Source organism: Methanoculleus sp. DTU007 (assembly GCF_001512385.1).
GTDB classification, from domain to species: Archaea; Halobacteriota; Methanomicrobia; order Methanomicrobiales; family Methanoculleaceae; genus Methanoculleus; species Methanoculleus thermophilus.
The window spans coordinates 8,905-29,200 of record NZ_LFRO01000050.1; the positions used below are offsets into that span (position 1 = coordinate 8,905).

Annotated in this window: 19 protein-coding genes and 1 tRNA gene; 12 read left to right on the top strand and 8 right to left on the bottom strand. The window is 58.4% G+C overall.

The genetic code is table 11. The features are described from left to right. The first annotated feature begins 3 nt into the window (after positions 1–3). The 3 genes from ACI94_RS05675 (at position 4) to ACI94_RS05685 (ending at position 1,130) form a co-directional block, all read left to right on the top strand. Positions 4–76, top strand: a tRNA-Asp gene (locus tag ACI94_RS05675). A gap of 107 nt (positions 77–183) precedes the next feature. Further along, positions 184–675, top strand: coding sequence for a HEAT repeat domain-containing protein (locus ACI94_RS05680; protein WP_066958788.1), 492 nt, complete (start codon positions 184–186; stop codon positions 673–675). Positions 676–716: 41 nt separating this feature from the next. Continuing rightward, a complete protein-coding gene (locus tag ACI94_RS05685) occupies positions 717–1,130 on the top strand; it encodes a secondary thiamine-phosphate synthase enzyme YjbQ (protein ID WP_066958789.1) in 414 nt (137 codons plus the stop codon). Between the two features lie 132 nt (positions 1,131–1,262). Here ACI94_RS05685 and ACI94_RS05690 read toward each other — a convergent pair whose 3' ends face one another. Then, on the bottom strand, positions 1,263–1,526 hold the full coding sequence (locus ACI94_RS05690; RefSeq protein WP_066958790.1) for a UPF0147 family protein: 264 nt from the start codon (positions 1,524–1,526) through the stop codon (positions 1,263–1,265). Positions 1,527–1,592: 66 nt separating this feature from the next. Here ACI94_RS05690 and ACI94_RS05695 point away from each other — a divergent pair, with 66 nt between their 5' ends. Then, the gene (locus ACI94_RS05695; RefSeq protein WP_066958791.1) at positions 1,593–1,976 is read left to right on the top strand and encodes an Sjogren's syndrome/scleroderma autoantigen 1 family protein; all 384 of its coding nucleotides are present in this window, start codon (positions 1,593–1,595) and stop codon (positions 1,974–1,976) included. On the opposite strand, the gene ACI94_RS05700 is transcribed toward ACI94_RS05695, so the two are convergent. Beyond that, positions 1,967–4,228 (bottom strand): DEAD/DEAH box helicase, encoded by a 2,262-nt coding sequence (locus ACI94_RS05700; protein ID WP_066958792.1) that lies wholly within the window; start codon positions 4,226–4,228, stop codon positions 1,967–1,969. The genes ACI94_RS05695 and ACI94_RS05700 overlap by 10 nt on opposite strands. Then, positions 4,225–5,955: a glycine--tRNA ligase gene (gene glyS / locus ACI94_RS05705; protein WP_066958793.1), complete on the bottom strand. Its 1,731-nt coding sequence runs from the start codon at positions 5,953–5,955 to the stop codon at positions 4,225–4,227. Before glyS ends, ACI94_RS05700 begins: the two co-directional genes overlap by 4 nt. A gap of 311 nt (positions 5,956–6,266) precedes the next feature. Between glyS and ACI94_RS05710 the strand changes: the two genes are divergently transcribed. From ACI94_RS05710 to ACI94_RS05725, 4 genes are all read left to right on the top strand, one after another. Continuing rightward, positions 6,267–6,875, top strand: a complete 609-nt coding sequence (locus ACI94_RS05710) for a response regulator receiver protein (RefSeq protein ID WP_066958794.1) — start codon at positions 6,267–6,269, stop codon at positions 6,873–6,875. A gap of 64 nt (positions 6,876–6,939) precedes the next feature. Further along, the gene (locus ACI94_RS05715) at positions 6,940–7,614 is read left to right on the top strand and encodes a metal-dependent hydrolase (RefSeq protein ID WP_066958795.1); all 675 of its coding nucleotides are present in this window, start codon (positions 6,940–6,942) and stop codon (positions 7,612–7,614) included. A gap of 283 nt (positions 7,615–7,897) precedes the next feature. Further along, a complete protein-coding gene (locus ACI94_RS05720; protein WP_083524873.1) occupies positions 7,898–8,860 on the top strand; it encodes a sulfurtransferase in 963 nt (320 codons plus the stop codon). Positions 8,861–9,419: 559 nt separating this feature from the next. Further along, complete coding sequence (locus tag ACI94_RS05725; RefSeq protein WP_066958796.1) at positions 9,420–10,673, top strand: SLC13 family permease; 1,254 nt, start codon at positions 9,420–9,422, stop codon at positions 10,671–10,673. Here ACI94_RS05725 and ACI94_RS05730 read toward each other — a convergent pair. Both ACI94_RS05730 and ACI94_RS05735 read right to left on the bottom strand, forming a co-directional pair. Then, positions 10,640–11,566: a Clp1/GlmU family protein gene (locus ACI94_RS05730; RefSeq protein ID WP_066958806.1), complete on the bottom strand. Its 927-nt coding sequence runs from the start codon at positions 11,564–11,566 to the stop codon at positions 10,640–10,642. The two genes, ACI94_RS05725 and ACI94_RS05730, sit on opposite strands and share 34 nt — an antisense overlap. Before the next feature lie 275 nt (positions 11,567–11,841). Continuing rightward, on the bottom strand, positions 11,842–12,318 hold the full coding sequence (locus ACI94_RS05735; RefSeq protein WP_066958797.1) for a pyridoxamine 5'-phosphate oxidase family protein: 477 nt from the start codon (positions 12,316–12,318) through the stop codon (positions 11,842–11,844). Positions 12,319–12,656: 338 nt separating this feature from the next. On the opposite strand from ACI94_RS05735, the gene ACI94_RS05740 reads away from it, so the two are divergent. Then, a complete protein-coding gene (locus ACI94_RS05740) occupies positions 12,657–13,967 on the top strand; it encodes a hypothetical protein (protein ID WP_224732804.1) in 1,311 nt (436 codons plus the stop codon). Between the two features lie 19 nt (positions 13,968–13,986). Here ACI94_RS05740 and ACI94_RS05745 read toward each other — a convergent pair whose 3' ends face one another. Then, positions 13,987–14,487 carry a metallophosphoesterase gene (locus tag ACI94_RS05745; RefSeq protein WP_066958799.1) on the bottom strand — a complete coding sequence of 167 codons (501 nt, stop codon included), beginning with the start codon at positions 14,485–14,487 and terminating at the stop codon, positions 13,987–13,989. 292 nt (positions 14,488–14,779) lie between these two features. Here ACI94_RS05745 and ACI94_RS05750 point away from each other — a divergent pair, with 292 nt between their 5' ends. Beyond that, on the top strand, positions 14,780–14,965 hold the full coding sequence (locus tag ACI94_RS05750; RefSeq protein WP_224732803.1) for a hypothetical protein: 186 nt from the start codon (positions 14,780–14,782) through the stop codon (positions 14,963–14,965). Between the two features lie 39 nt (positions 14,966–15,004). On the opposite strand, the gene ACI94_RS05755 is transcribed toward ACI94_RS05750, so the two are convergent. Both ACI94_RS05755 and ACI94_RS05760 read right to left on the bottom strand, forming a co-directional pair. After that, entirely contained in the window at positions 15,005–16,240 is a 1,236-nt protein-coding gene (locus tag ACI94_RS05755; RefSeq protein ID WP_083524874.1) for a GNAT family N-acetyltransferase, read from the bottom strand. 10 nt (positions 16,241–16,250) lie between these two features. Then, a complete protein-coding gene (locus ACI94_RS05760; protein WP_286681197.1) occupies positions 16,251–17,438 on the bottom strand; it encodes an ATP-binding protein in 1,188 nt (395 codons plus the stop codon). Between the two features lie 403 nt (positions 17,439–17,841). Between ACI94_RS05760 and ACI94_RS05765 the strand changes: the two genes are divergently transcribed. After that, on the top strand, positions 17,842–19,434 hold the full coding sequence (locus tag ACI94_RS05765) for an NAD+ synthase (RefSeq protein ID WP_286681198.1): 1,593 nt from the start codon (positions 17,842–17,844) through the stop codon (positions 19,432–19,434). Further along, complete coding sequence (locus tag ACI94_RS05770; protein ID WP_066954414.1) at positions 19,434–20,141, top strand: endonuclease III domain-containing protein; 708 nt, start codon at positions 19,434–19,436, stop codon at positions 20,139–20,141. Before ACI94_RS05765 ends, ACI94_RS05770 begins: the two co-directional genes overlap by 1 nt. Positions 20,142–20,296 lie beyond the last annotated feature (155 nt).

The window sequence follows — 20,296 nt, forward strand, 5'->3', positions numbered from 1 at the left end:
AGTGCCCAGGTAGTGTAGTGGCCTATCATGACGGCCTGTCACGCCGTCGACACGGATTCGAATTCCGTCCTGGGCGTCCAATTCTTTTATCTTCCTTTGCTATTTCGTGGACAGATCTTCAATCCTTATAGCGCATCGCTCTCAATCTCTTATCGCGGGGACCATCCGCGGATGTGACTTGCGATGACACGGATTGCGAATGAACAGGATCTGAAGATCCACATCTCCCGGCTCTCCGCTCCGGACAAAGATGTCCGGGCAGAAGCGATGCGCGGGCTCGTTGCGCTCGGGAGACCGGCAGTACCTGCCTGTATAGCCCTGCTGCAAGACGGCGACTGGAAGGTGCGCTACCGTGCCGCGGAAGCCCTTGGTCTGATCGGTGACGGTGAAGCGTATGCGCCTCTCATCGCCGCTCTCGCTGACGAAAAAGATCACGTCCGCTACATGGCGGCGAAAGGACTCGGGCTGCTTGGTGACCCGCGCGCGGTAGTGCATCTTGGGGCCATGCTCCGCGACGAGAATGAGTTTGTGCGACGGAGTGCCGCGGGTTCTCTTGGAGCGATCGGCGGCGAGGCGGCGATCGGGCTGCTGCGCGCGGCGATGAACGATGAGGTTAGCGACGGTGTCCGTGCGGCAATCCTTGCGGCGCTCCGCGATGCGGGACGTTTATCATAATGGAGGAGACAACCGGAATACCGTTGAGGTGATTTTTGGGGATGTTCCAGACTACAATCCAGGTTGAGACGCATGGGGAGGGGGAGATCGTCAACCTCACGCCCCGCGTACAGCAGGCGGTCGATGAGAGCGGTGTGCGGGAGGGGCTTGCGAACGTCTTCGTCGCAGGCTCGACCGCTGCCGTCACCACCATCGAGTACGAGCCCGGTGTGCTCTCCGACCTCCGCCGGGCGCTCTCGGTCATCGCCCCGGCTGACATACCATACGCTCACGACGCGGCGTGGGGCGATGGCAATGGGCGATCTCATGTCCGGGCAGCAATCGTCGGCCCCTCCCTCTCCGTCCCGGTAATCGGTGGCAGGCTTGCCTGCGGCACCTGGCAGCAGATCGTCTTGCTTGAGCTCGATGTGAGACAAAGCCGCAAACGTTCGGTCTATATCACTGTTCAAGGGTAACGACCGCAACGATTGGTGATAATTGAGGATTCCGGCAAGCAATCGAGGGTGCATACCGGGCAGGGGTACGGTGCCTGATTAACAACCCCGAATAGCAGCATTTTGCCGGAATCGTACAAAAGAATACGTAATTTAATCGAGAGGAACTGTTTCGAGCTGCGATACCAGTTCCCAGATCCGGGTTCTGGCGTGAACCGGCATGTTTGGATCGTTGCTGATCTCGTCGATCATGGAGATTGCGGTTGCGGCGCGGAGACCGATACTCCGGGACTCATCCTGAAGAACGGATTTTGTCTCATCTGCGACGCGCCGGATATTGCGCGGGATCGTGGAATCCTCGCTGATATTCTGCAGCATCTGGATGCAGATCCGTATTGTTTCGTCTGGACTTGCCATAAGAATTACCCCTTTATTATTAATGGCATCCAGACATATATAAGTTCATTAAGGGAGTTCAACGAAATGACGGCGGATAAGGCTGACGAAGTCATGGCTGAGTATCTCCTGAAAGGAGGAAAGATGCTCGCAAAATCCTGCAAGGTTTGCGGGTATCCCCTGTTTGAGTACAAAGGAGAGACGCAGTGTGTGATCTGTCCAGTTCTGGGCTCCAAAGCCCCTTCCACCGAGTCGGAGCCGGTTCGAGAGGTCCCTCCCGAGTTAGTGCAGGCACCGTCGCCCGCGCCGGCCGCGCCCGCGGCGAAGGACCGTGTCGTCGATGAACTGGAGCAGACGATCATCCATCTCTGCGAGCGAATCCGGGGTGAGCCGCGGGCCGACGAGTGCCTGACCCTGATGAAGGCGGTTGCGAAGGGTGCGGCGGCCCTCGCTGCGCTCGCTCAGCGGTAAGGCCTGCGGGCGAGATCCCATATCTTCTGGGCCGTCTTTTCTCCGATCCCGTGCACCGACGCCAGTTCGTCCGCGTCGGCATCTATGATCGCCTTGAGCGATCCAAAGTGCTCGAGGAGGAGTCGTGCGCTCCGGATTCCGACATTCGGGAACGCCGCGAGCACATACTCCTGCTCCTCACGGATCGACCGATAGGATTTCTTCGGGTGCACCTTCCGCTCTCCCCGCTCGCTCCCCTCCCGCTGTGCGAGGACGTAGAGCATCTCAGCGGTGTCGTCTGCATTCTTTGTGCGGAGCAGTGTGACACCCATATCAACCGTGATTGCGGCAAGCGTGCCCCGGATCGCGTTCGCGTGGATGTTGCGTACGCTATAGAGGTCATCCTCGCCCTCGATGATCAGGATCGGTCGCGGCACCGCGTCGGCCATGGCCCGGATCTGCCCGAAGAGATCCCGCTCGATGAGGGTGTCCATGAAGTCCTGTACGGTTTTACGCTCGACAAGAATGCGATCCCCGATTGCATAATCGCCGAACTCAAGGCGCTCGAGCGTTATTGATGCCCCAAGCTCATGCAGGTGCTCCGCAACCCGCGATGATGTCTCCCGGTCATCGATGGTGATTGCGGGGCCCATGGAAGTAAACTCCAGAACACTTGCCTGCTTGGTAACAGCCGGGATGGCTGCAGCCGGAGTGGAGCCGGGCAGAGGGTCCGGTGCGGCGCTCATGCTCTTGATCCCCTTCACCATCGCCCGCTCCCGGGTCTGGCTCACGTAGCGGAACGTCTCATCAGATGTACCCTTCGTCACCAGGACGATGATCGTGCCGCTGCCGCTCCTACCGGTCCGCCCTTTCCGCTGGATGCTCCGGATCTCTGAAGGGACAGCCTCATAAAAGATCACCATGTCCGTCGAGGGGACATCGAGCCCTTCCTCACCTACCGAGGTCGCAACCAGGCATTTGAACTCCCCTTTGCGGAATCTGGCAAGGCTTTCGATCTGCTCCTTCTGTGTGAGACCCCGCTCGGCATCACGGGAGGCCTGGCCGACAAACCGCTCGCAGGCGATCCCTCCTGCGGTGAGTGTATCGACGATGGTCTGGACGGTGTCGCGGTAGGTGGCAAAGACGATGATCCGGCTCTCGGGATGTGCCTCAAGCTGCGCCCGGACCAGTTCGCGGACGATCGCGACCTTGGGATGGAGTTCCTCCTTCCAGCCACTCGCGATCTCGACGAGGCGCTGGTAGGCCGGGTCGCCAACGAGGCGTTTGCTTGCCTTGCTCCCCGAACTCGAGGCTCCTTCCGCTCCAAGCCGGGCGAGATAGAGTTTGAGCGCCTCGCTGCCTTGCGTCTCGGCAAGCGAGATGGCGTGGCGAAGTTTCATGCACTCCGCGTGCAGGGATGCTGCGATGAACGCCGAGGGGTCCCGTGTCCGTATGCGCTGCTGGATCTGGGCATTGAGAACATTAAGCGCTTTGATTGAGAGTTTGTCCGGTTTTGGGACCTGGAAGTTGAGGTTTGCAAGCCGGGTGAGCCGGGACGCCACGAGTTCGCGGAGGGTGACGATCGCCGCCTGCAGTTCCTCAGGCAGGTAGACGTCGATGTACTGGATATCGCGCTCGTGGATGTAGGGGCGGACGTCCTCATCGGTCTCGACCCTAGTCTCGACCGCCTCGATGTGAAGATTCGTGCAGACCTCCTGCACCTTCGCCTGGTCGCCTCCGGGGGAAGCGGTCATTGCAAGCAGCAGTGGCTCCCTTGCCGTGGAACAGTAGTGCTCGGCGAGAAAGACGTAGGCGTAGTTTCCCACCGCCCGGTGGCACTCATCCACGATCAGCAGTACGACATCGGCAAGACTGTATCGTCCTGCAAGGCAGTCGTTCTTGATCACCTGCGGGGTGGCAAAGCAGACCCGGCAGGCTTCCCAGGCTCTGGTCCGCTCCTCTGGGGGTGTGTCCCCGGTGAACATGGCGAACTCGGACTCCAGGGGTTCGGAACCATCCTGGGCGAGGAGAAATTGCTTAAAAAAGCGGAGGTGCTGCTCGACCAGGGGTTTTGTGGGCGCGAGCATCAGCACCTTCCCCCGGTGGGAGTAGAGGCGGGATGCCGCGACGAGGAGCGCGACGGCCGTCTTCCCTAGACCGGTCGGGAGGACGACCATGGTGTTTGCATCAAGCGCGCGGAGCGCAATTGAGAGTTGGTATCGCCGCTCTTCGATACAATCTGGCCGGATCAGAGGGTGGGAGACGTAGTTCATACCCTGATTTCACGGAACGTGGTTGCACCGGTGATGAGTCCGGAGAGGATCTCCGGCAGCCGCTCGATAGGTACCCGGACCTGCTCCATGCTGTCGCGGTCTCTGACGGTCACAGTGTTGTCTTCAAGCGTATCGTAGTCGACGGTGACCGCAAACGGCGTCCCGATCTCATCCTGCCTCCGGTAGCGCCTCCCGATGGCTCCGGAATCGTCATACTGCGCAAGGATGCGGCACCGGGTGAGGCGCTCCGTGATCGTCTGCGCGATGGTATCGAGGCCGTCCCGGTTCATCAACGGGAGGACGGCGACCTGGACCGGTGCGATCGCCGGCGGGAAACGGAGGACTTTCCTGATCTCGCCCTCGACTTCCTCCTCGGCGTAACTGTGCTCCAGCGCAACGTAGATCATCCGGTCGATCCCGTATGACGGTTCAATGACATGAGGCATCACCTCTTCACCGCGGACCTCGACCTCTTCCTCGCGGACCTGGTAGAGATCGGCCGGGATGAAGAACTCCTCGCCATCGACGGTGACGCGTGCGCCGTCTTCACCCGGCTCAGATGATGCCAGGGCATCCGCGATTGCTTTTGCCTTACCCCGGTATTTTGGGCCGAGTACGCCCATATCGGCGACAATCCGCCTCTTTGTGACCCGCTTTGGCTCATCGTAGGGGATGAAGACCGTCATCGGGGTGCCTGAGTGCTTGGCGTGCGAGCGCAGGTCGTAGTTGGTGCGGTCGGCGATACCGACGATCTCCACCCACCCGAAGCGCTCGGAGTAGACCTCGGCGTCCCAGCAGTCGGTCGCATAGTGCGCTCGTTCGTCGGTCAGGTGCTGGCGGAACCGGAGCTTTGCCGGATCCACGCCAATGGAGGTGAGGATCTGGTGGGTCAGCGCGATGTAGTAGGCGACGTACTCGTTTGCGACAACTCCTTCGTCTACAGCAGCGCGCATCGTGCTTACGGCTGGTTCAAGGTTCTCGAGTTGCCGCGCGATGGTAAGGAGAGGCACCTTGTACTCTGCGTAGCGGTGGAAGGCAGGGTGGTTCTTCTCGTCCGGGTGGACGAAGATCTCGGCCTCCGCCTGGGAGAACTCCCGCAGCCGGAGCATGCCCTGGCGGGGGGAGATCTCGTTGCGGTAGGACTTCCCGATCTGGACGGCGCCGAAGGGTAGTTTGTCCCGATAGAAGCGCAGAAGTCGGGGGAAGTCGGTGAAGATGCCCTGGGCGGTCTCGGGGCGCAGGTAGCCTTTCCGCTGGGATCCGGGCCCGATGGTGGTCTCAAACATCAGATTGAATGCAAAGACACCCGCCTCTCCCAGGCGCTCTTTGCATGAGGGGCAGGGCAGTTCATAGATCGCCGCCTGGAGTGCCTCGGCGGAGAGGGTGCCGGCGTTCTCGATGCCGTTCTCCGCTGCGATGTGATCCGCACGCAGGTACTCGCCACAGTGCGGACACTGCACCATCTTATCGGCAAACTCTTTCACATGGCCGGATGCGACGAAGATTGCTTCGTTTCCGACGGTGGGGCACTCGATCTCGTAGTAACCTTCCTGGAAGACATAGAAGGATCGCCAGAGGTTCTCGATGTTCCTCTTTAGCATTGCTCCAAGCGGGCCGTAGTCGATGAAACCGGCGACGGACCCGTATATCTCGGATGACGGCCAGACAAAACCGCGTCTCCTGGCCACTTCCATGACTTTTTCGTAAATATCGCTTGTCTCGGCCATAGTCTTGCAGTATACTTCAGCGCCGGTGCTAATAAAGAGTCGTTCTCGTCTTTCCGGAGATCACGATTCTTTAAAAAACGGACAGGATAATATGGTATTATTTCCATGGTTGGGAAGATTCCTGGAAAGAGAGTCGCATCCTCGAAAATGATCTTTCTCATCCGGGAGACTATATGGTAACCTTTAAATGTTAGCGGTTGTAATGTAGGGAACGTTATCCCCCACACCATGGGGAATATTTATATACTGTTGGTTGTCATTGGATGACCTTCAGAACCAGACGGTGGAATACAGAACAGAGAGACACGGACATGGCAGGAGATACACGCAAGCAGCAGCTCCTTGAGCTGTTCACGTCCATCACGAACAAGAAGGCGATCGTTGAACCGATGAGGAAGGTTCACGGTACGCTCCGGGATCGCGATGCTGTTGAGCGCGAGATTGCCCTGATCATGCGGGAGATCCTCGATCAGGGGTACTTCAAGACCAAACTTGCCCCCCGGCAGCTCGCAAGACTCGTGGTTGCATACTACGACGGCAAGAACGATACGGAGATTGCGAGGGCGCTTGGTGATGAGAAACTGAGCAAGACCGTGGCGCGCGCGCGGGTTCGCCTCAAACTCTTCAGAGAACTCGACTTCAAGATGCCGTTTGATCAGAGTATGATGGCCGAACTTCTTGATTCGGGAAAGACCATGAAGGAGATCAGCGAGGAACTCAATGTGAGCCCCTCCACTCTTCGTGAGTACCGCCACGTCATCGAGCAGCAGAGGGATACAACCCTGGATCCTTACCTGGAACGGATCAGGGATGTGATGGAGGACCGTGACCTCTCTGAACAGATGACACGTGGTGTCACCGACGATGGCCTCTCCGAGGCGATCGATATCGCCGAAGCTATAGATATGGGGGAGTTCTAAACTCCCACTCCACCCTCTGTTGTCCCACTGAAGATTTTTAACCGCGTAGATCGATCTCTTCTCCATGAGGTTGACTTGGCTTGGCCACGCGTGTTTCTTGCTTGCCGGATCGCGGACTATTCTCATCGATCCCTTCATCCCGGATGGAATTCTCCCCACAAAGCCCGATATCGTTGCCGTGACGCATGCTCACGGGGATCACATGGGCATTGCGGTGCAACTTCAGAAGAAGACGGTCGCGGTCAACGAGGTCGCGAAGTACCTGGCGTCGAAGGGTGTTCCATCCGAGCCGATGAACATCGGCGGGAGCATCACCGTCGACGGTGTCCGGTTTACGATGACGCCTGCTCTTCACTCGTCATGGCTCGAGGATGAGGGCATGGGCTTTTACGGCGGCACAGCAGCCGGTTTTGTCATCACGATGGACGGTATCAGTGTCTATCATGCCGGCGACACGGCGCTCTTTTCGGATATGCAGCTCATCCGGGATCTCTACCGGCCAGATGTGGCGCTTCTCCCCGTAGGGGGGCGCTTCACCATGGGGCCTGAAGAGGCGATGATCGCCGCCCGGTACACCGGGGCGCGGCTGGTGATCCCGATGCACTACGATACGTTCCCCGTCATTCAGCAGGATCTTCAGGGCTTTAAGGAGGCCCTTGAACGGACAACGCCGATCAAGGTCCGGATCCTCAACCCGCGGGAGAGCATCGATCTCGGGCCGGAGATCTCCGGGGAGTGAGGGGGAGGCCTCCCTCGCACCCGGCAGTTTCTGCCGGTACTGCCTACCGCTCCTGGTATTCTCTCCACAAGCGGGGCAATCACCCCTCGTTATTTCCCCATTAACCTTCGTTATCTCCGGGCCCCGGTCGCCTGGCTCCGGACTCTGTCCTGTTTCTGTGGCATGCCTCCCCCAAACGCAACATGCCTCCACTGAGTCCTGCATAAGATATATGTGGTCTCAAACCCGGAGTGTGGCCAGGCTCACCAGGTACCGGTGAGATTCTCAGTACGAGGTGATAGGAATGGATGAGAAGATGTTTACCCCAGGCGGCATGGAACGTATGCAGGCCTTAAGCGACCGGGATAATGTTCCGTATCCCCGGGGAGACGGGATGGTCAAACTGGTGAACACGGGCTGGCTGGCCGACCACCTCAACGACAGCAACCTGACGATCCTGGATGTCCAGCCGGATGTGCACGACTACATCCAGGAACACATCCCCGGTGCAGTTTACCTGACCGAAGGGGTTCTGCGGGTCTCCAACCGTGGCTTCCCAACGACATACAGCCCGAACTCCTGTATCCAGGAAGCGTTCCGGCGCGCAGGTGTTGAAGCCGACTCTCCGGTAGTTGTTTACACCTCCAAAGGCGCGTTCTCCGGTCGGGGTGACGGGCTTGCGCAGACGATGATGGCCTATACCCTGGCAAAGTATGGGCATAACAAAGTATACCTCCTCGATGGTGGGCTTGATGCCTGGAAGAGCGAGGGTCTGGAACTCTCGCAGGACTACCCCACAGTTGAACCGTCCAACTTCACCGTTGAGGTCCGCGACGAGTACGCTATCGGATACGAGGAGTTCGTACGGATTAAGGACAACGAGGGTGTGGTTGTGCTCGACGCGCGCCCGGCAAAGTTCTATGAAGGACAGGGACCCTGGCGGGTCGCCGGGCATATCCCTGGCGCCATCAACCTGCCCTGGAGAAGCCTGATGACCGACGAGAACCCGATGCAGTTCAGATCGAACGCCGAACTCGATATCATTCTCGAAGAGCACGGCGTCGATCGGAACCAGACTGTCATCTGCACGTGCGGGACCGGCCGGGAGGCTACAAACGAGTTCGTTCTCTTGAAGTGGCTTTACCTCTACCCGAACGTCCGGATCTACGAGGGTTCGTTCACCGAATGGGTTAGCCGTCCGGGTAGTCCAGTCGTGGAAGGACCGGAATCACGAGAACGTAGAGCAGAGACGGCGCCCGCACGATAATCTGTGAACATCAGGGCAACCGGTCAAAACCATTATTTTTTACAATTTACTAATCGAAGAGTATAAATAAATCGAGTTCTCATACACTCTCAGAGAGATTTGGATCCACACTAGACACTTCCCCCCCTTGACGTCGTCTTTTTGTGTATCCTCTTCTCTCTAAACCGCATTTCTTAGCGCTTACTGCTTGACCGATATGTGAACTTCTACAACGCGCTGCACTCATAGGTTCTTGACGCATCTCGCGCCCCCCTGAATTGTCAGCACTCTCTCTACCGTTCGGTCGTGAAGCCGCTCCCTGTTTTAGATGCCCCGGTAAACGTTGCCATGCAGCAATTTACCCCGCTCGTACTGCCCTCTACACGGGCCACTCGATCTCTCTCGTGGTGCTGAAGTTGCTGCAAAGCCGTGCCGAATGTATATATCAACGCCTATCGACCTCATGAGCAGTCCCTGAAAATATCCGAAGAGCGTCATCAACTATACCGTCAGATAGGGTGATCCTTAATTCCCCCGAGGACGAACTCTTGATCAGTACACTCTCCTTCGCTGGCACATCATGGGCACCCTCATTCCGCTTATCGTCCTCATTGTCGTCTTCGTCCTGATCGCGGTCCGAAAAGTAGGCAACATCAACTTTCGCATCTGGCAGGTGATGCTCCTTGGCGCCGCGGCCGTCCTCGTTGCAGGAGCGATAACGCCAAAGGATGCGCTCGCATCCATCAATCTTGACGTGATGCTCTTCCTCTTCTTTATGTTCGTGATCGGGGAAGCGCTCGCGGCAAGCGGTTACCTCTACCACCTCTCTTATCATCTCTTTGCCCGAGCGGGATCGGTCCGCCACCTGGTCTTTCTCATCCTCATCGGCGGCGGTCTCCTCTCGGCGCTCCTGATGAACGATACCCTCGCGGTCGTCGGGACCCCCCTGATGCTTTACTTTGCTCGACGGCACGGGATATCCCCCAAACTTCTCCTGCTTTCGCTCGCGTTTGCGGTCACGACGGGAAGTGTTGCTAGCCCGATAGGAAACCCGCAGAATCTCCTCATCGCGCTCTCGGGCGGTATCGAGAACCCGTTCATCACGTTCCCGCTCTATCTGGCTCTCCCGACGGTGATCTCCCTTTTGCTTGCTTATTGGTTCCTCTGTCGGGCGTTTCCTGATGATCTCAACTCTGCCATCCCGCTCGTGCACCGAAAGGAGGAGATCCTCGACCCCGACCTTGCCTCCCTCGCTCGACTCTCCCTCATCCTACTCGTTCTCCTGATTGGAGCAAAGATTCTCGCGGCCGTGCTTTTCCCTGCCTTCGATATCGGGTTGACATGGATTGCAGTCATCGCAGCGCTTCCGATCCTTCTTGGCAGCAGGAGGCGATTTGAGATAGTCTATCGGATCGATTGGCCGACACTGGCCTTCTTCGCCGGCCTCTTCGTCCTTATGGCGAGTGTCTGGCAGTCGGGGGTCTTCCAGCCGCTCATCGAGGAGAGTCCTCTTGATATCACCGCTCCCCCGGTCATTCTCGCGATGGGCGTCATCGTCTCCCAGTTCGTGTCGAACGTTCCCTTCGTCGCCCTATCTCTTCCCGTCCTCTCACATCTAGGGGCATCCACGGCGGGCATGATGGCGCTTGCGGCCGGCAGCACGATCGCAGGGAACATGCTGATCCTCGGGGCGGCAAGCAACGTCATCATCATTCAGTGCGCGGAGAGAGAGGGTGAGACGCTGACATTCGGCGAATTCGCCCGGGTCGGTCTCCCGCTCACCATCGCCCAGGCGGCGGTCTACGCGCTCTTCCTCTCCTTCATTCCGGCATGAGGGTTGGGGTGGGTGGACTCCATAGACCCCGGCTCTGCTGCGAGATCCAGGTAGATCGAGCCGAACCTGACCGACGCGACGGCGGCCTGGTCGAAGGGCGGGGCGAAGACCTCGAGCACCTGCCCTCTACGGTGCACCTTTTCGACAATCGCAAGGGCAAGAACGAAGTTCTCCGGATCGTTGAAGGAGACCAACCGCCCCTTGATCTCGTGCGGGTTCTTCATGTCGGGGATCCTGCCCTGAAATCCGAGTCCGAGGAGCGAGATCCCCTGTGCCCTCCCTTCGGCAAAGTAGGCCGCGAAACACTCTTCACGGTAGCGTCGCCTCTCGATTGGACTCCGGGCGACGGCTGCAGGCGCCACGGGGATCCGGTGTATCGCCATTGCGGGGTCCCGGGAAAAGTTCGCAAGAATTCGTTCCAGTTCCCGTCCATGCTGGAGGGCGACGATGCGGGTCGGGCGGAGAAGGTCGATCATCTGAACCTGGAACTCGATCCCTGCTCCTCCATAGATGAGTCCGGGGGAGTCGATGATAGTGACATCGGTCGAGAGTTCGGCGGCTTTCTCGACAAGGCGCTTTGCTCCGGTCAGCATCTGAATGAAGTGACCGCCGGGGGAGGTTGAGCCGACAAACCGAAGATAGGACTGGCATGGTGGTTCCGGCGCGCCGTTGTAGATGACCATCCCTTCGGTCGTCGGGGGGCCTATCCGGGACTGCCCGGTGTCGCAGTCGACGTATGCTGTCTTCGTATGGATAGCAGCCCTCTCGACGAGGTAGTGGCAGAGAGTCGACTTGCCGCTGTCCGTCGCTCCGATGACATATACGCGCTCGGGGGTATCCGCCCGGAGAAGCGCCTCGGTGAGTTCCTCCCATTCTCTCCCGATGCTGATCATAGCAGGAGGATAGTGTGGCCCATAGATATAGAACGCTCTCGGGACATTATCCCGGTCCCTGCCGGGCCCCACCTCGTGACCCATGGCGTTGCAGGGGCATCGATGACGACCGGCGCATCAGGTGAAGATCCGTTGAGGGTAAAGGGAAGAACGTGGGCAGGAGCAGGTTTGTGATAAGAAGCGCGGCGAGGAGAGCGGCGAAGATCCGGCGGGATCTATTATGGTTCCGCATCTGCGGGCAACCCGACGGGCGCCGTTTGCCCTCAAAAATTGGGTTAGAGATTCTTTAAGGCGACAATATCGGTCACGCCGGTGAGCTTCCAGATATTTGAGCGCTCTTCGGAGGCGATCGACTCGAGCGGTTCTTCGGGCTTATGGCCGAGCGCGGCAAGGATATTCTTTGAGAGGCCATGCTTCTTGATCATATCTACGAACTTTTCCCTGATGATCTTCTTCTCGATCGCATCCTCAAGCTGCACCAGGTATCCTTGCATGGTTACGAAGGTGTAGCAGGAGAGATCGCTTGAATACTTCTCAATCTCCACGGAGACATACGGGTGCTGCTTGAAGAGGTTATTCTTTCTGCCGTACTTGGTCGCAAGGAAGTAGAGAAACTTTCCGTCGAAGACATACAGAAACGGGGCGATATAAGGGTATTTGGCACCCTGGAAAGCAATGCGGCTGATAAATCCTTCTTCGATGAGTTTATCGTACTCTTCTTTATCCATATTCGGGATCTTCACAATCTCCATCGGGCATCCTCCTATTCCGGTAACCTATGAGGGTTCATATAGGTTTCCACGGGAGGATTATACTTACCGGGTTGATTGAACAGGTGGGAGTTGCGGGCCCGGTCTTTGGTGTTTCCGGTTCCATTGCCTAGAATGCGGATAACCGGATGGTTTGAGCGGCGTTGTCTCGTTAACTGCCCCGGACTAGGGCAATCCTGATTGGCATGCGTTGATGCTGGATCTGAGATCTCCGGATGGCTGACGACGGCCTATATCGCAAATGATTTTGCGAGAGGGGTTATTTTTTTCAAAATTAAATATAATAATGTATATATAATCTAATCGTGAAAAAAGTGGGCATGAGCAAACACGATGCAAACGCTCTAATCCTCCTTGGAATTGCCGTATGCACCGGATCCCTCCTCATGGTGCCGGCCATTGCCAGTCCTGTGCAGGGGCTCACGGCGCTGGAATCGGGGGTGTTGCTCCAGTCTCCGCTCAACAATATTCTATCAGATGAAGCGAAATTGGACTCTCCCGATCTCGAGGGCGAAGGAGATACCCCTGAAACGCTCCAGCCCCCGGCTCTTGCCGAGACTCCTGACCCGCTTGATGATACGGAGCAGACGGAGCCTGCCGAACCGGAGTTCACCGGCCAGCCCGTTGATCCGACTCCCGCAACTGATGCGCCCATGAACGGCCCTGCGGATGACGAACGTCTGGCAGAGATCATAGACAGCACGAGCATCTCCCTGGTGAGACTCTCAATGAAGCATGCACACGCTCTCTACCTGAACGATACGGATGCTGCAGCAGAGGCAGCAGACGAACTGTACGCGCTCTCCAGCAGGGTGCTTGCGGAGGTTCAGATGCTTGAGGTCTCCCCTGACCGTGCGCCCGTCAGGGATGAGTTCGTCCGGTCACTCCTGGCCTACTCATCTGCGGGCAAGACACTTGCCAATGCAACGGATACCGGGACCGCGGAGTCTGTTCGGGCAGCCTTCAGGGATCTGGAGATCGCATCGGATGGCCTTGAGGTGGTCAGTCAACAGACCTTCGCTGTGCGGTCGGCGAGCACCGGTCTTTCCACGATGAGAACCGCCACCCTGGCAGCAGAGACGCCCGCCGCCTGGACCAGTTCGGCCGATCTGGTATCGGTCACGCCCCCGGAGGAGGTGCTGGCCCTTGGTGAGCGCTACACCTACGACGATCCTGCTGGCGAGAATATGATCTCGCTGATCGCGGAGTCCACCCGGGATGCATCGGCGTACGAGGAAGTCTCGGCCAACACGTCTCCGACGCGAATCGAGGCCGGTGATGGGCGCACGTTCCTCCTTGTTGCCCTAAAGTCAACAAACCTCGGGCATAAAGGCGACTCCGATCTCTATACCATTGAGACCCCAGGACGCGACGCGTTCACCCTTGAGGGTCAGGGATTGGCGTTCAAGCCTCTTGAGGTCCCGTCCTTCACATCCCTTGGTGAATCGTTCGACAGAAAGCTCCTTGAGCGCTACGAATCCCTGAAAGGTTACCTCTACTTCGATGTTCCTGCTGACTTTGACGTCACCAGCGCGACGCTTCGAGTGGATCTCGGGGATGCCGGCACTCCTGCTTGGGATCTCGGAAGAGATTTCGCAAAAGAGTCCGGCGGCGATGCGGTTTCTGTGTAACCGCATCACACTCTTTTTATCATTCAAGGGAGAGCAGTTCCACGTTCTGTGTTACCGTATCCAGCACTGCGATGGTTGGTCTCCCGGTCAGGTAGCCACAGACCTCCCCGGGGTTGACGACCAGTCTCCTCCCGAGGCTGCGTGCCCCGGCTTGATGGGTGTGGCCGTGGACCACAACGTCAAAAGCCCCCTGCCCGATAAGTGCCTGCAGGAGTTCTCGTTCATCGCCGTGCAGCAGCCCTATCGTCAATCCCCCGGCAGTGATCTCAGCAAATCTCCCTCTCAGACAGAGGTGCTCGTGCTCGGCAAACCGGGCGGCGAGGAGGTGATGGTCACCATCGTTGTTCCCAAGAACCCCGATCAGCGGAGATTGCAGATTCGCGAGCCGGGGGATGACGAATGGAGAAACATAGTCCCCGGCATGGAGTGTCAGGGATACCTGCTCCTCGTTCAGCCGCTTTACGGCTGCATCCACCATCTGGATGTTGTCGTGGGTGTCAGAGAGAATTCCGATGCGCATATTATGCACTCCTGGCTGCAGTCACGATATAACTGACTGTGTGCCCCGCGGATTCCACCTGCCGGACAATCAGAGGTGCGCTCCCACCCTCCTGCCATAGATATTCCAGCCGTTCTATCCTCTAATTTTCTCGATTCTTGCTGATTATCCGTTTTTCTCACCGTAAAAATTTTATTCAACCATTTTCTGATACTGAAATAGAACTCGCACTCCCGTGGATGATTCGAATTTTAGGCGCGGATCAGGCCCGATTCACCGGGAGGCGGAGATGATGATTTTGTGGAGTTGCAGTATGTGGGCGTATGTCAAGCGCTTTGATGGCAAAACAGAAGAGCGAGAGTTCCCTGCAGGGGTAAATATCGAGATCGGTGATATTCTTGAGGACGGCTCGGTCGTCATCGATGTTTCATACCCGGATGAGGCCGACGACTATACGGATTCATACGATCTCGATCCACTGGAGGCCTATGACGACTGAGATGGGAGTTCAAGCCCGATAGGGCGGTCCCCTCCCAAGTTATCGTCGAAACGGACCGGCAAAGCGGCGCATCGGTTGAACGTTTGCTCCTTCCATATCTCCAATGGCAAACGCGAACCTGGACCGGATGGTCGGAGGAAGGTCGCTTTCTGGTATCGATACAAATCCATATGTTGCGTAAAACTCAACGAGGTTCCGGACCGAGTGCATGTACAGGGTGTCATGCTGGCACGCCTCGACGAGCGCGTCCATCGCCCTTCGGGCATACCCTCTTCCCCGGAACCGGACCGGGGTGAAGACTCCGTCCACCTCGTAGCCGTCCGGGTGTCGGCGGCACCTGGCGACGGAGACGAGGGTGCCGTCCGCAAAGACCCCGAATATCCTATCAGTCTCCGGGTTGGCCTTTAACTGGTGGTAATCAATCCAGATCTCCTCGGCGAGGGGGAACTCTTCGCTCCGCAGTTCTCTGGTTTCAATCTTTAAGAGGATCGGGATTGCCAGAACCAATATCGGTGACTTTACGCATTCTACGACTGCGCTCGTGACGCTCCCGAGCGGTGCGCTTCCTGCTGCATCACGCTTTCCTATGCGCGGAATCACGACTACGGAGGCATCGATCTCGTCCGCTACGGCACAGATGATCTGCGCCGGATTTCCGGTCCGAATCATTGGGCGAATTTCATCTCCCGCTGGTGCAAGGTCTCTTCGCAGGAGATCCAGTCTTTCGGCTGCCTCCTGCTCCGTTTCCTGGCGCCCGGGCTCGATGACATGCAGGAGTACGGCAGTCCCGTCTCCGGCGTGATCTTTTAAGACAGAACGAACCTCCGGTGCCGTTGGTTCAAGATCAGTCGGCACCAGCAGGCGCCAAAAGAGCGGCGCCGGTCTCTTCCCACCCGATTGCGGCACGATCAGGACGTGTGTCCGTGCTTTCCTGAGTACGGTGGCTGCGACGTTTCCGGAGAGGAGGTTCCGAAGCAGGCCGGGGTCACGGACCCCCATTGCTATCAGGCCGGCTCCCATCTCATCGGCTGCCCGGAGTACTCTCTCCGCGACATCCGTTCCGTCGTCCTCTGCGATCGAGATTGCTGCCGTGATGCCCTGCTGCTGCACTCTCTCTTGCATCCGGTAAAGTTGGTCCTCGTCAGGCTGGGGTCCGTCCGATCGCCGGGCGTGGAGGAGGACGACCTCACGGACGCCCGGGATCTCACCGACCCGCTCCGCCATGAGCATCGAGGCGGCGGAGAGGTCTGTTGGGATGAGTACCTTTGTAAACATGGCTCATACCTCACACAATCCGGTAGCCGTCCGGCGGCACGTGGATCACGAATCGTGCCCCCTCACCAGGCGTTCCGGTCTCCTGGATTGTCATGCCGGTGATGGCAAGGATCTCCCGGACAAGGAAGAGCCCCAGTCCGCCATCGGTTCCAAAGCCGTACGCAAATATCTTCTCCTTATCCGCTTCAGGAATTCCCACCCCGTCGTCCTCGATGTAGATAGAGAGACCATCCTCCTGGATCTGGTAGGTGATGACGATCTGCGATACGGTCTTGCCGTGGCGGAAGGCATTCTCGATCAGGTTGGAGAAGACCTGATCGAGCTTGGGGTCGGCGAAGATTTCGAGCCGCTCCACCCAGGAGCGGACCGAGATCCCGGGAAGGAGCAGGCATGAGACCACCTCCCGGATAACCCTCTGCAGCGGCTGCCACTCCGGCGGCCGGAGACCGAGGTCCTGGTAGTCGCGGGTGATCTCAGCGCGGCGCTGCACGAGCCGGGCATCCTCTTCCAGGCTGTTTATGTACTGGCGAACGGCGGGGTCGTCGAACTGCCGTGTTCCCTCGGCTATCCGCGAAAGAAGCCCAAAGACCGCTGCCATTAGATCGTTCCGGGTGAGGCGCCCAAGCATGTTCAGCCTGGCGTTCGCCTCACGAAGTGCATCCTCGGCGTTCTTCCGGGCGGTGATGTCGATGAGCGTGAGGACAAACCGTCCTCCCGGGAGCCTGCCGCCCGATACAAGCGCCCGAACTGCAGACCCGTCGATGCGGCGGAGGGTTGTCTCATACCCGTATGCAGCCCCATCCCTGCGGATCTTTGCTACAAACTCGTCCCAGGTCTCGGGATCGTCGATGAACCGGGTGATGGGCTCTCTAATCAGGCCGCGGATCGTGGAGCCGAGGAGGGTTGCTCCCACGTAGTTGACCTCCTCGATGCGCGTTCCGTCGTCCGGCGCGATGATGAGTGTTCCTGCCTCTGAGTTGTCGAATATCCCGCGGTAGCGCTCCTCCTGCTCCCGGAGCCGGAATGAGAGGAGTGATACGACGGCACCGATAGCTACGTAAACTGCGGCTCGCGCAACAACCGAGACGATCTGCTCGGCTCCCCCCTCAAAGATGAGCAGGGCCGTTGCAAGATAACCCAGGCTCAGAGCAATCGAGAAGACGACGCCGTGTCGGGGATACCAGTATGCGGCAAGCACGATCGGGATATACATCAGGTGCGGGAAGATGGTCGTGATTCCGGCGGAAAGCCCGACGATGTTCGCGGCAAAAGCGATGATGGTCGCTATCGCAAGCAGGAGGAGCCGGGTATCCCGGTCATTCCTCCCCGCGAACTGGCGCAGTTGAATATTCAGGGTATCCGCCTCCTGTTGTCGATTTGGAGTGTAGGCGGCTTACCAATGGTCAGGAGAGGAGATACTTCTCTATAATACGCTCTCTGCATGATCCCTACTAGGCGCTTTGGTCTTGGGTGCTTAAAATAACTCTGATCGCAAGATCGGTCCGCCTGGTCCGGCATATCCCGCGTCTCTCTATCCCGCGTGGCACTGGGTTATGAAAAGGCATATGCACACCGTTCTGCCATTACTCTTCTGGGAAACCATGAAGATCTCACTCCTCCAGGTGAACACGGTTGTCGGCGATCTGACCGGCAACGCCGACCGGATAGCGGCTGGTGTCAGGGAGGCGTCCCGGTACCGGCCTGACCTGATCGTGGCACCGGAGCTCTCTCTGATCGGCTGCCCGCCCCATGACCTGCTCCTCCAGACCGGATTTGTTAAAAAGAGCCTTGCAGTTCTTGAAGATCTGGCCGCCGATCTTTCAGGCGCGCCACCGGTGCTTCTTGGTTTTGCGGAGCCAAACCTCTCCGGGACCGGCCGGCCGCTCTTCAATGCCGCAGCCCTCCTTCGGGATGGGGAGGTGAGGGAGACGTTTCGAAAGACCCGGCTCTCCCGAAATATTCCCGATGAGGAGCGATACTTTGAGCCGTGGACCGGTACCCCTCAGGTTCTTCGTATTGGCCGGCGAGCGATCGGCGTCTCAATCGGGGACGAGATCTGGCGCGGCGGCCCGATGCCGGAGGTGATCGTGAATCTCTCCGCGTCGCCTTTTGTTGCAGGCGCACAGAGTCTGCGGGAAGAGTCCCTCTCCCGGATCGCGAAGAGTCACCGGGTGGTAATCGCCAGAGTTAACCTTGTCGGAGGCAATGACGATCTCGTCTTTGACGGTCGGAGTTCTGCCTTCTCTGCTGATGGTACGATGGTTGCCCGCGGTGCAGCCTTTGCTGAGGATCTCGTGAACGTCGACCTTGCTCTCCCCTCCCTGCAGGCAGTCGCTCCCGACGACGTGGAGCCCGAATCGGAGATCTGGCGGGCACTGGTCCTCGGCACCCGGGATTACGTCCATAAGTGCGGTTTTACATCGGTCCACCTCGGTCTCTCCGGCGGGATTGACTCGTCGCTCGTAGCAGCAATCGCCGTCGAGGCACTCGGTCCGGAGAACGTCCTCGGGGTGCTCCTCCCCTCCCCCTACACCTCCGCCGAGAGCATCGAAGACGCCCGTGAACTTGCAGAGAACCTTGGCATCAGAGTGGAGTGCGTCCCAATCAGCCAGATAATGAAGGCATTTGACGGTGCTCTTTCTGATCTCTTTGCCGGCATGCGCCGCGACGCCACCGAGGAGAACCTTCAGGCCAGGATCCGGGGGACCGTCCTGATGGCCCTCTCGAACAAGTTCGGCTCCATGCTCCTCTCCACCGGGAACAAGTCCGAGGCTGCGGTCGGCTACTGCACCCTCTACGGCGACACGGCGGGAGGTCTCTCTGTGATCGGCGATCTCCCGAAGTGCATGGTCTACCGGATCTGCCGGTGGCTGAACCGAAAGCATCCCGTCATCCCCGAACGGGTGCTCGAGAAGCCCCCCTCCGCGGAGCTCAGGCCCGGCCAGACCGATCTTGAGACCCTCCTTCCATATGACCTCCTCGACGCCATCCTCTACCGCTACGTTGACTGCTCTGAGTCGCCGGAGGAGATCATCGCTGCCGGCTACCCGGCGGAAAACGTCTATCGGGTCATCCAGATGGTTCATTCGGCGGAGTTCAAGCGTCGGCAGGCCGCACCAGGGCTCAAAGTGAGTGGGAGATCCTTTGGTGTCGATTGGCATATGCCGATCGCCGCTAAACCCTGGTGGCGCTGATGATGGCACACCTTGCCGACGACCTGCTTGCGATCTATGGCGCCCTCCGTGGAGCATTCGGCCACCAGCACTGGTGGCCGGCAGAGACGGCGTTTGAAGCGATGATCGGTGCAATCCTTGCCCAGAATGTCTCCTGGAAGAACGCGGCAAAGGCCGTCCGCAACCTGGAGGATGCCGGGATGCTCGATCCGGAACTGCTTGCCGCCGCCGATACGGCAGAGATTGCCCGGCTGATCGTCCCGTCCCGGTTCTACAACCAGAAGGCCGAGCGGGTCCGCGAGTTTGCCCGGGTCTATGTTGCTGAGTTTGGGGCTGATCCAGTAGCAATGGCGGCCGCAGAGACCGGAGCCCTGCGCAGGCGCCTGCTCTCGATAAAGGGGCTTGGAAAGGAGACGGTGGACTCGATCCTCTTGTATGCCTGCAGTAAGCCTATCTTCGTTGTCGATGCCTACACCCGCCGGATCTTCTCGCGCTACGGTCTTTTGCCGGCGGGAGCGTCGTACGATCTGATGCAGCGCTTCTTTATGGAGAATCTCGCTCCGGATGTGGAACTCTTCAACGATTACCACGCCCAGATCGTTTTCCTGGGAAACAACATCTGCAAAAAGTCGCCGCTCTGCGCTCGCTGCCCCATCCAGGAGGTCCACGAATCCCTTTGGTGTGCTGAAGGGATGGGAGCGAAAGATTGGAATTCTGGGGGAGATTGACTGGACACCCTATCTTCGATCCCCCAGGAGTTCTTCTGAACCTAATTCAAAGGGTGGATCCAGGTGACGATTCTCGATTCCGGTCTGTGGGTGCTGTGCTCCTGCTGATGCGGGACAGATTACCCTGGATCACCCTGAGAAACAAAGCAATCATT

What these genes read in the sequence shown, in the direction of transcription:
- ACI94_RS05680 (WP_066958788.1), top strand. Translation starts at nt 184, where the DNA reads ATGACACGGATTGCGAATGAACAGGATCTGAAGATCCACATCTCCCGG.
- ACI94_RS05685 (WP_066958789.1), top strand. Translation starts at nt 717, where the DNA reads ATGTTCCAGACTACAATCCAGGTTGAGACGCATGGGGAGGGGGAGATC.
- ACI94_RS05690 (WP_066958790.1), bottom strand. Translation starts at nt 1,526, where the DNA reads ATGGCAAGTCCAGACGAAACAATACGGATCTGCATCCAGATGCTGCAG.
- ACI94_RS05695 (WP_066958791.1), top strand. Translation starts at nt 1,593, where the DNA reads ATGACGGCGGATAAGGCTGACGAAGTCATGGCTGAGTATCTCCTGAAA.
- ACI94_RS05700 (WP_066958792.1), bottom strand. Translation starts at nt 4,228, where the DNA reads ATGAACTACGTCTCCCACCCTCTGATCCGGCCAGATTGTATCGAAGAG.
- glyS (WP_066958793.1), bottom strand. Translation starts at nt 5,955, where the DNA reads ATGGCCGAGACAAGCGATATTTACGAAAAAGTCATGGAAGTGGCCAGG.
- ACI94_RS05710 (WP_066958794.1), top strand. Translation starts at nt 6,267, where the DNA reads ATGGCAGGAGATACACGCAAGCAGCAGCTCCTTGAGCTGTTCACGTCC.
- ACI94_RS05715 (WP_066958795.1), top strand. Translation starts at nt 6,940, where the DNA reads ATGAGGTTGACTTGGCTTGGCCACGCGTGTTTCTTGCTTGCCGGATCG.
- ACI94_RS05720 (WP_083524873.1), top strand. Translation starts at nt 7,898, where the DNA reads ATGGATGAGAAGATGTTTACCCCAGGCGGCATGGAACGTATGCAGGCC.
- ACI94_RS05725 (WP_066958796.1), top strand. Translation starts at nt 9,420, where the DNA reads ATGGGCACCCTCATTCCGCTTATCGTCCTCATTGTCGTCTTCGTCCTG.
- ACI94_RS05730 (WP_066958806.1), bottom strand. Translation starts at nt 11,566, where the DNA reads ATGATCAGCATCGGGAGAGAATGGGAGGAACTCACCGAGGCGCTTCTC.
- ACI94_RS05735 (WP_066958797.1), bottom strand. Translation starts at nt 12,318, where the DNA reads ATGGAGATTGTGAAGATCCCGAATATGGATAAAGAAGAGTACGATAAA.
- ACI94_RS05740 (WP_224732804.1), top strand. Translation starts at nt 12,657, where the DNA reads ATGAGCAAACACGATGCAAACGCTCTAATCCTCCTTGGAATTGCCGTA.
- ACI94_RS05745 (WP_066958799.1), bottom strand. Translation starts at nt 14,487, where the DNA reads ATGCGCATCGGAATTCTCTCTGACACCCACGACAACATCCAGATGGTG.
- ACI94_RS05750 (WP_224732803.1), top strand. Translation starts at nt 14,780, where the DNA reads ATGTGGGCGTATGTCAAGCGCTTTGATGGCAAAACAGAAGAGCGAGAG.
- ACI94_RS05755 (WP_083524874.1), bottom strand. Translation starts at nt 16,240, where the DNA reads ATGTTTACAAAGGTACTCATCCCAACAGACCTCTCCGCCGCCTCGATG.
- ACI94_RS05765 (WP_286681198.1), top strand. Translation starts at nt 17,842, where the DNA reads ATGAAGATCTCACTCCTCCAGGTGAACACGGTTGTCGGCGATCTGACC.
- ACI94_RS05770 (WP_066954414.1), top strand. Translation starts at nt 19,434, where the DNA reads ATGATGGCACACCTTGCCGACGACCTGCTTGCGATCTATGGCGCCCTC.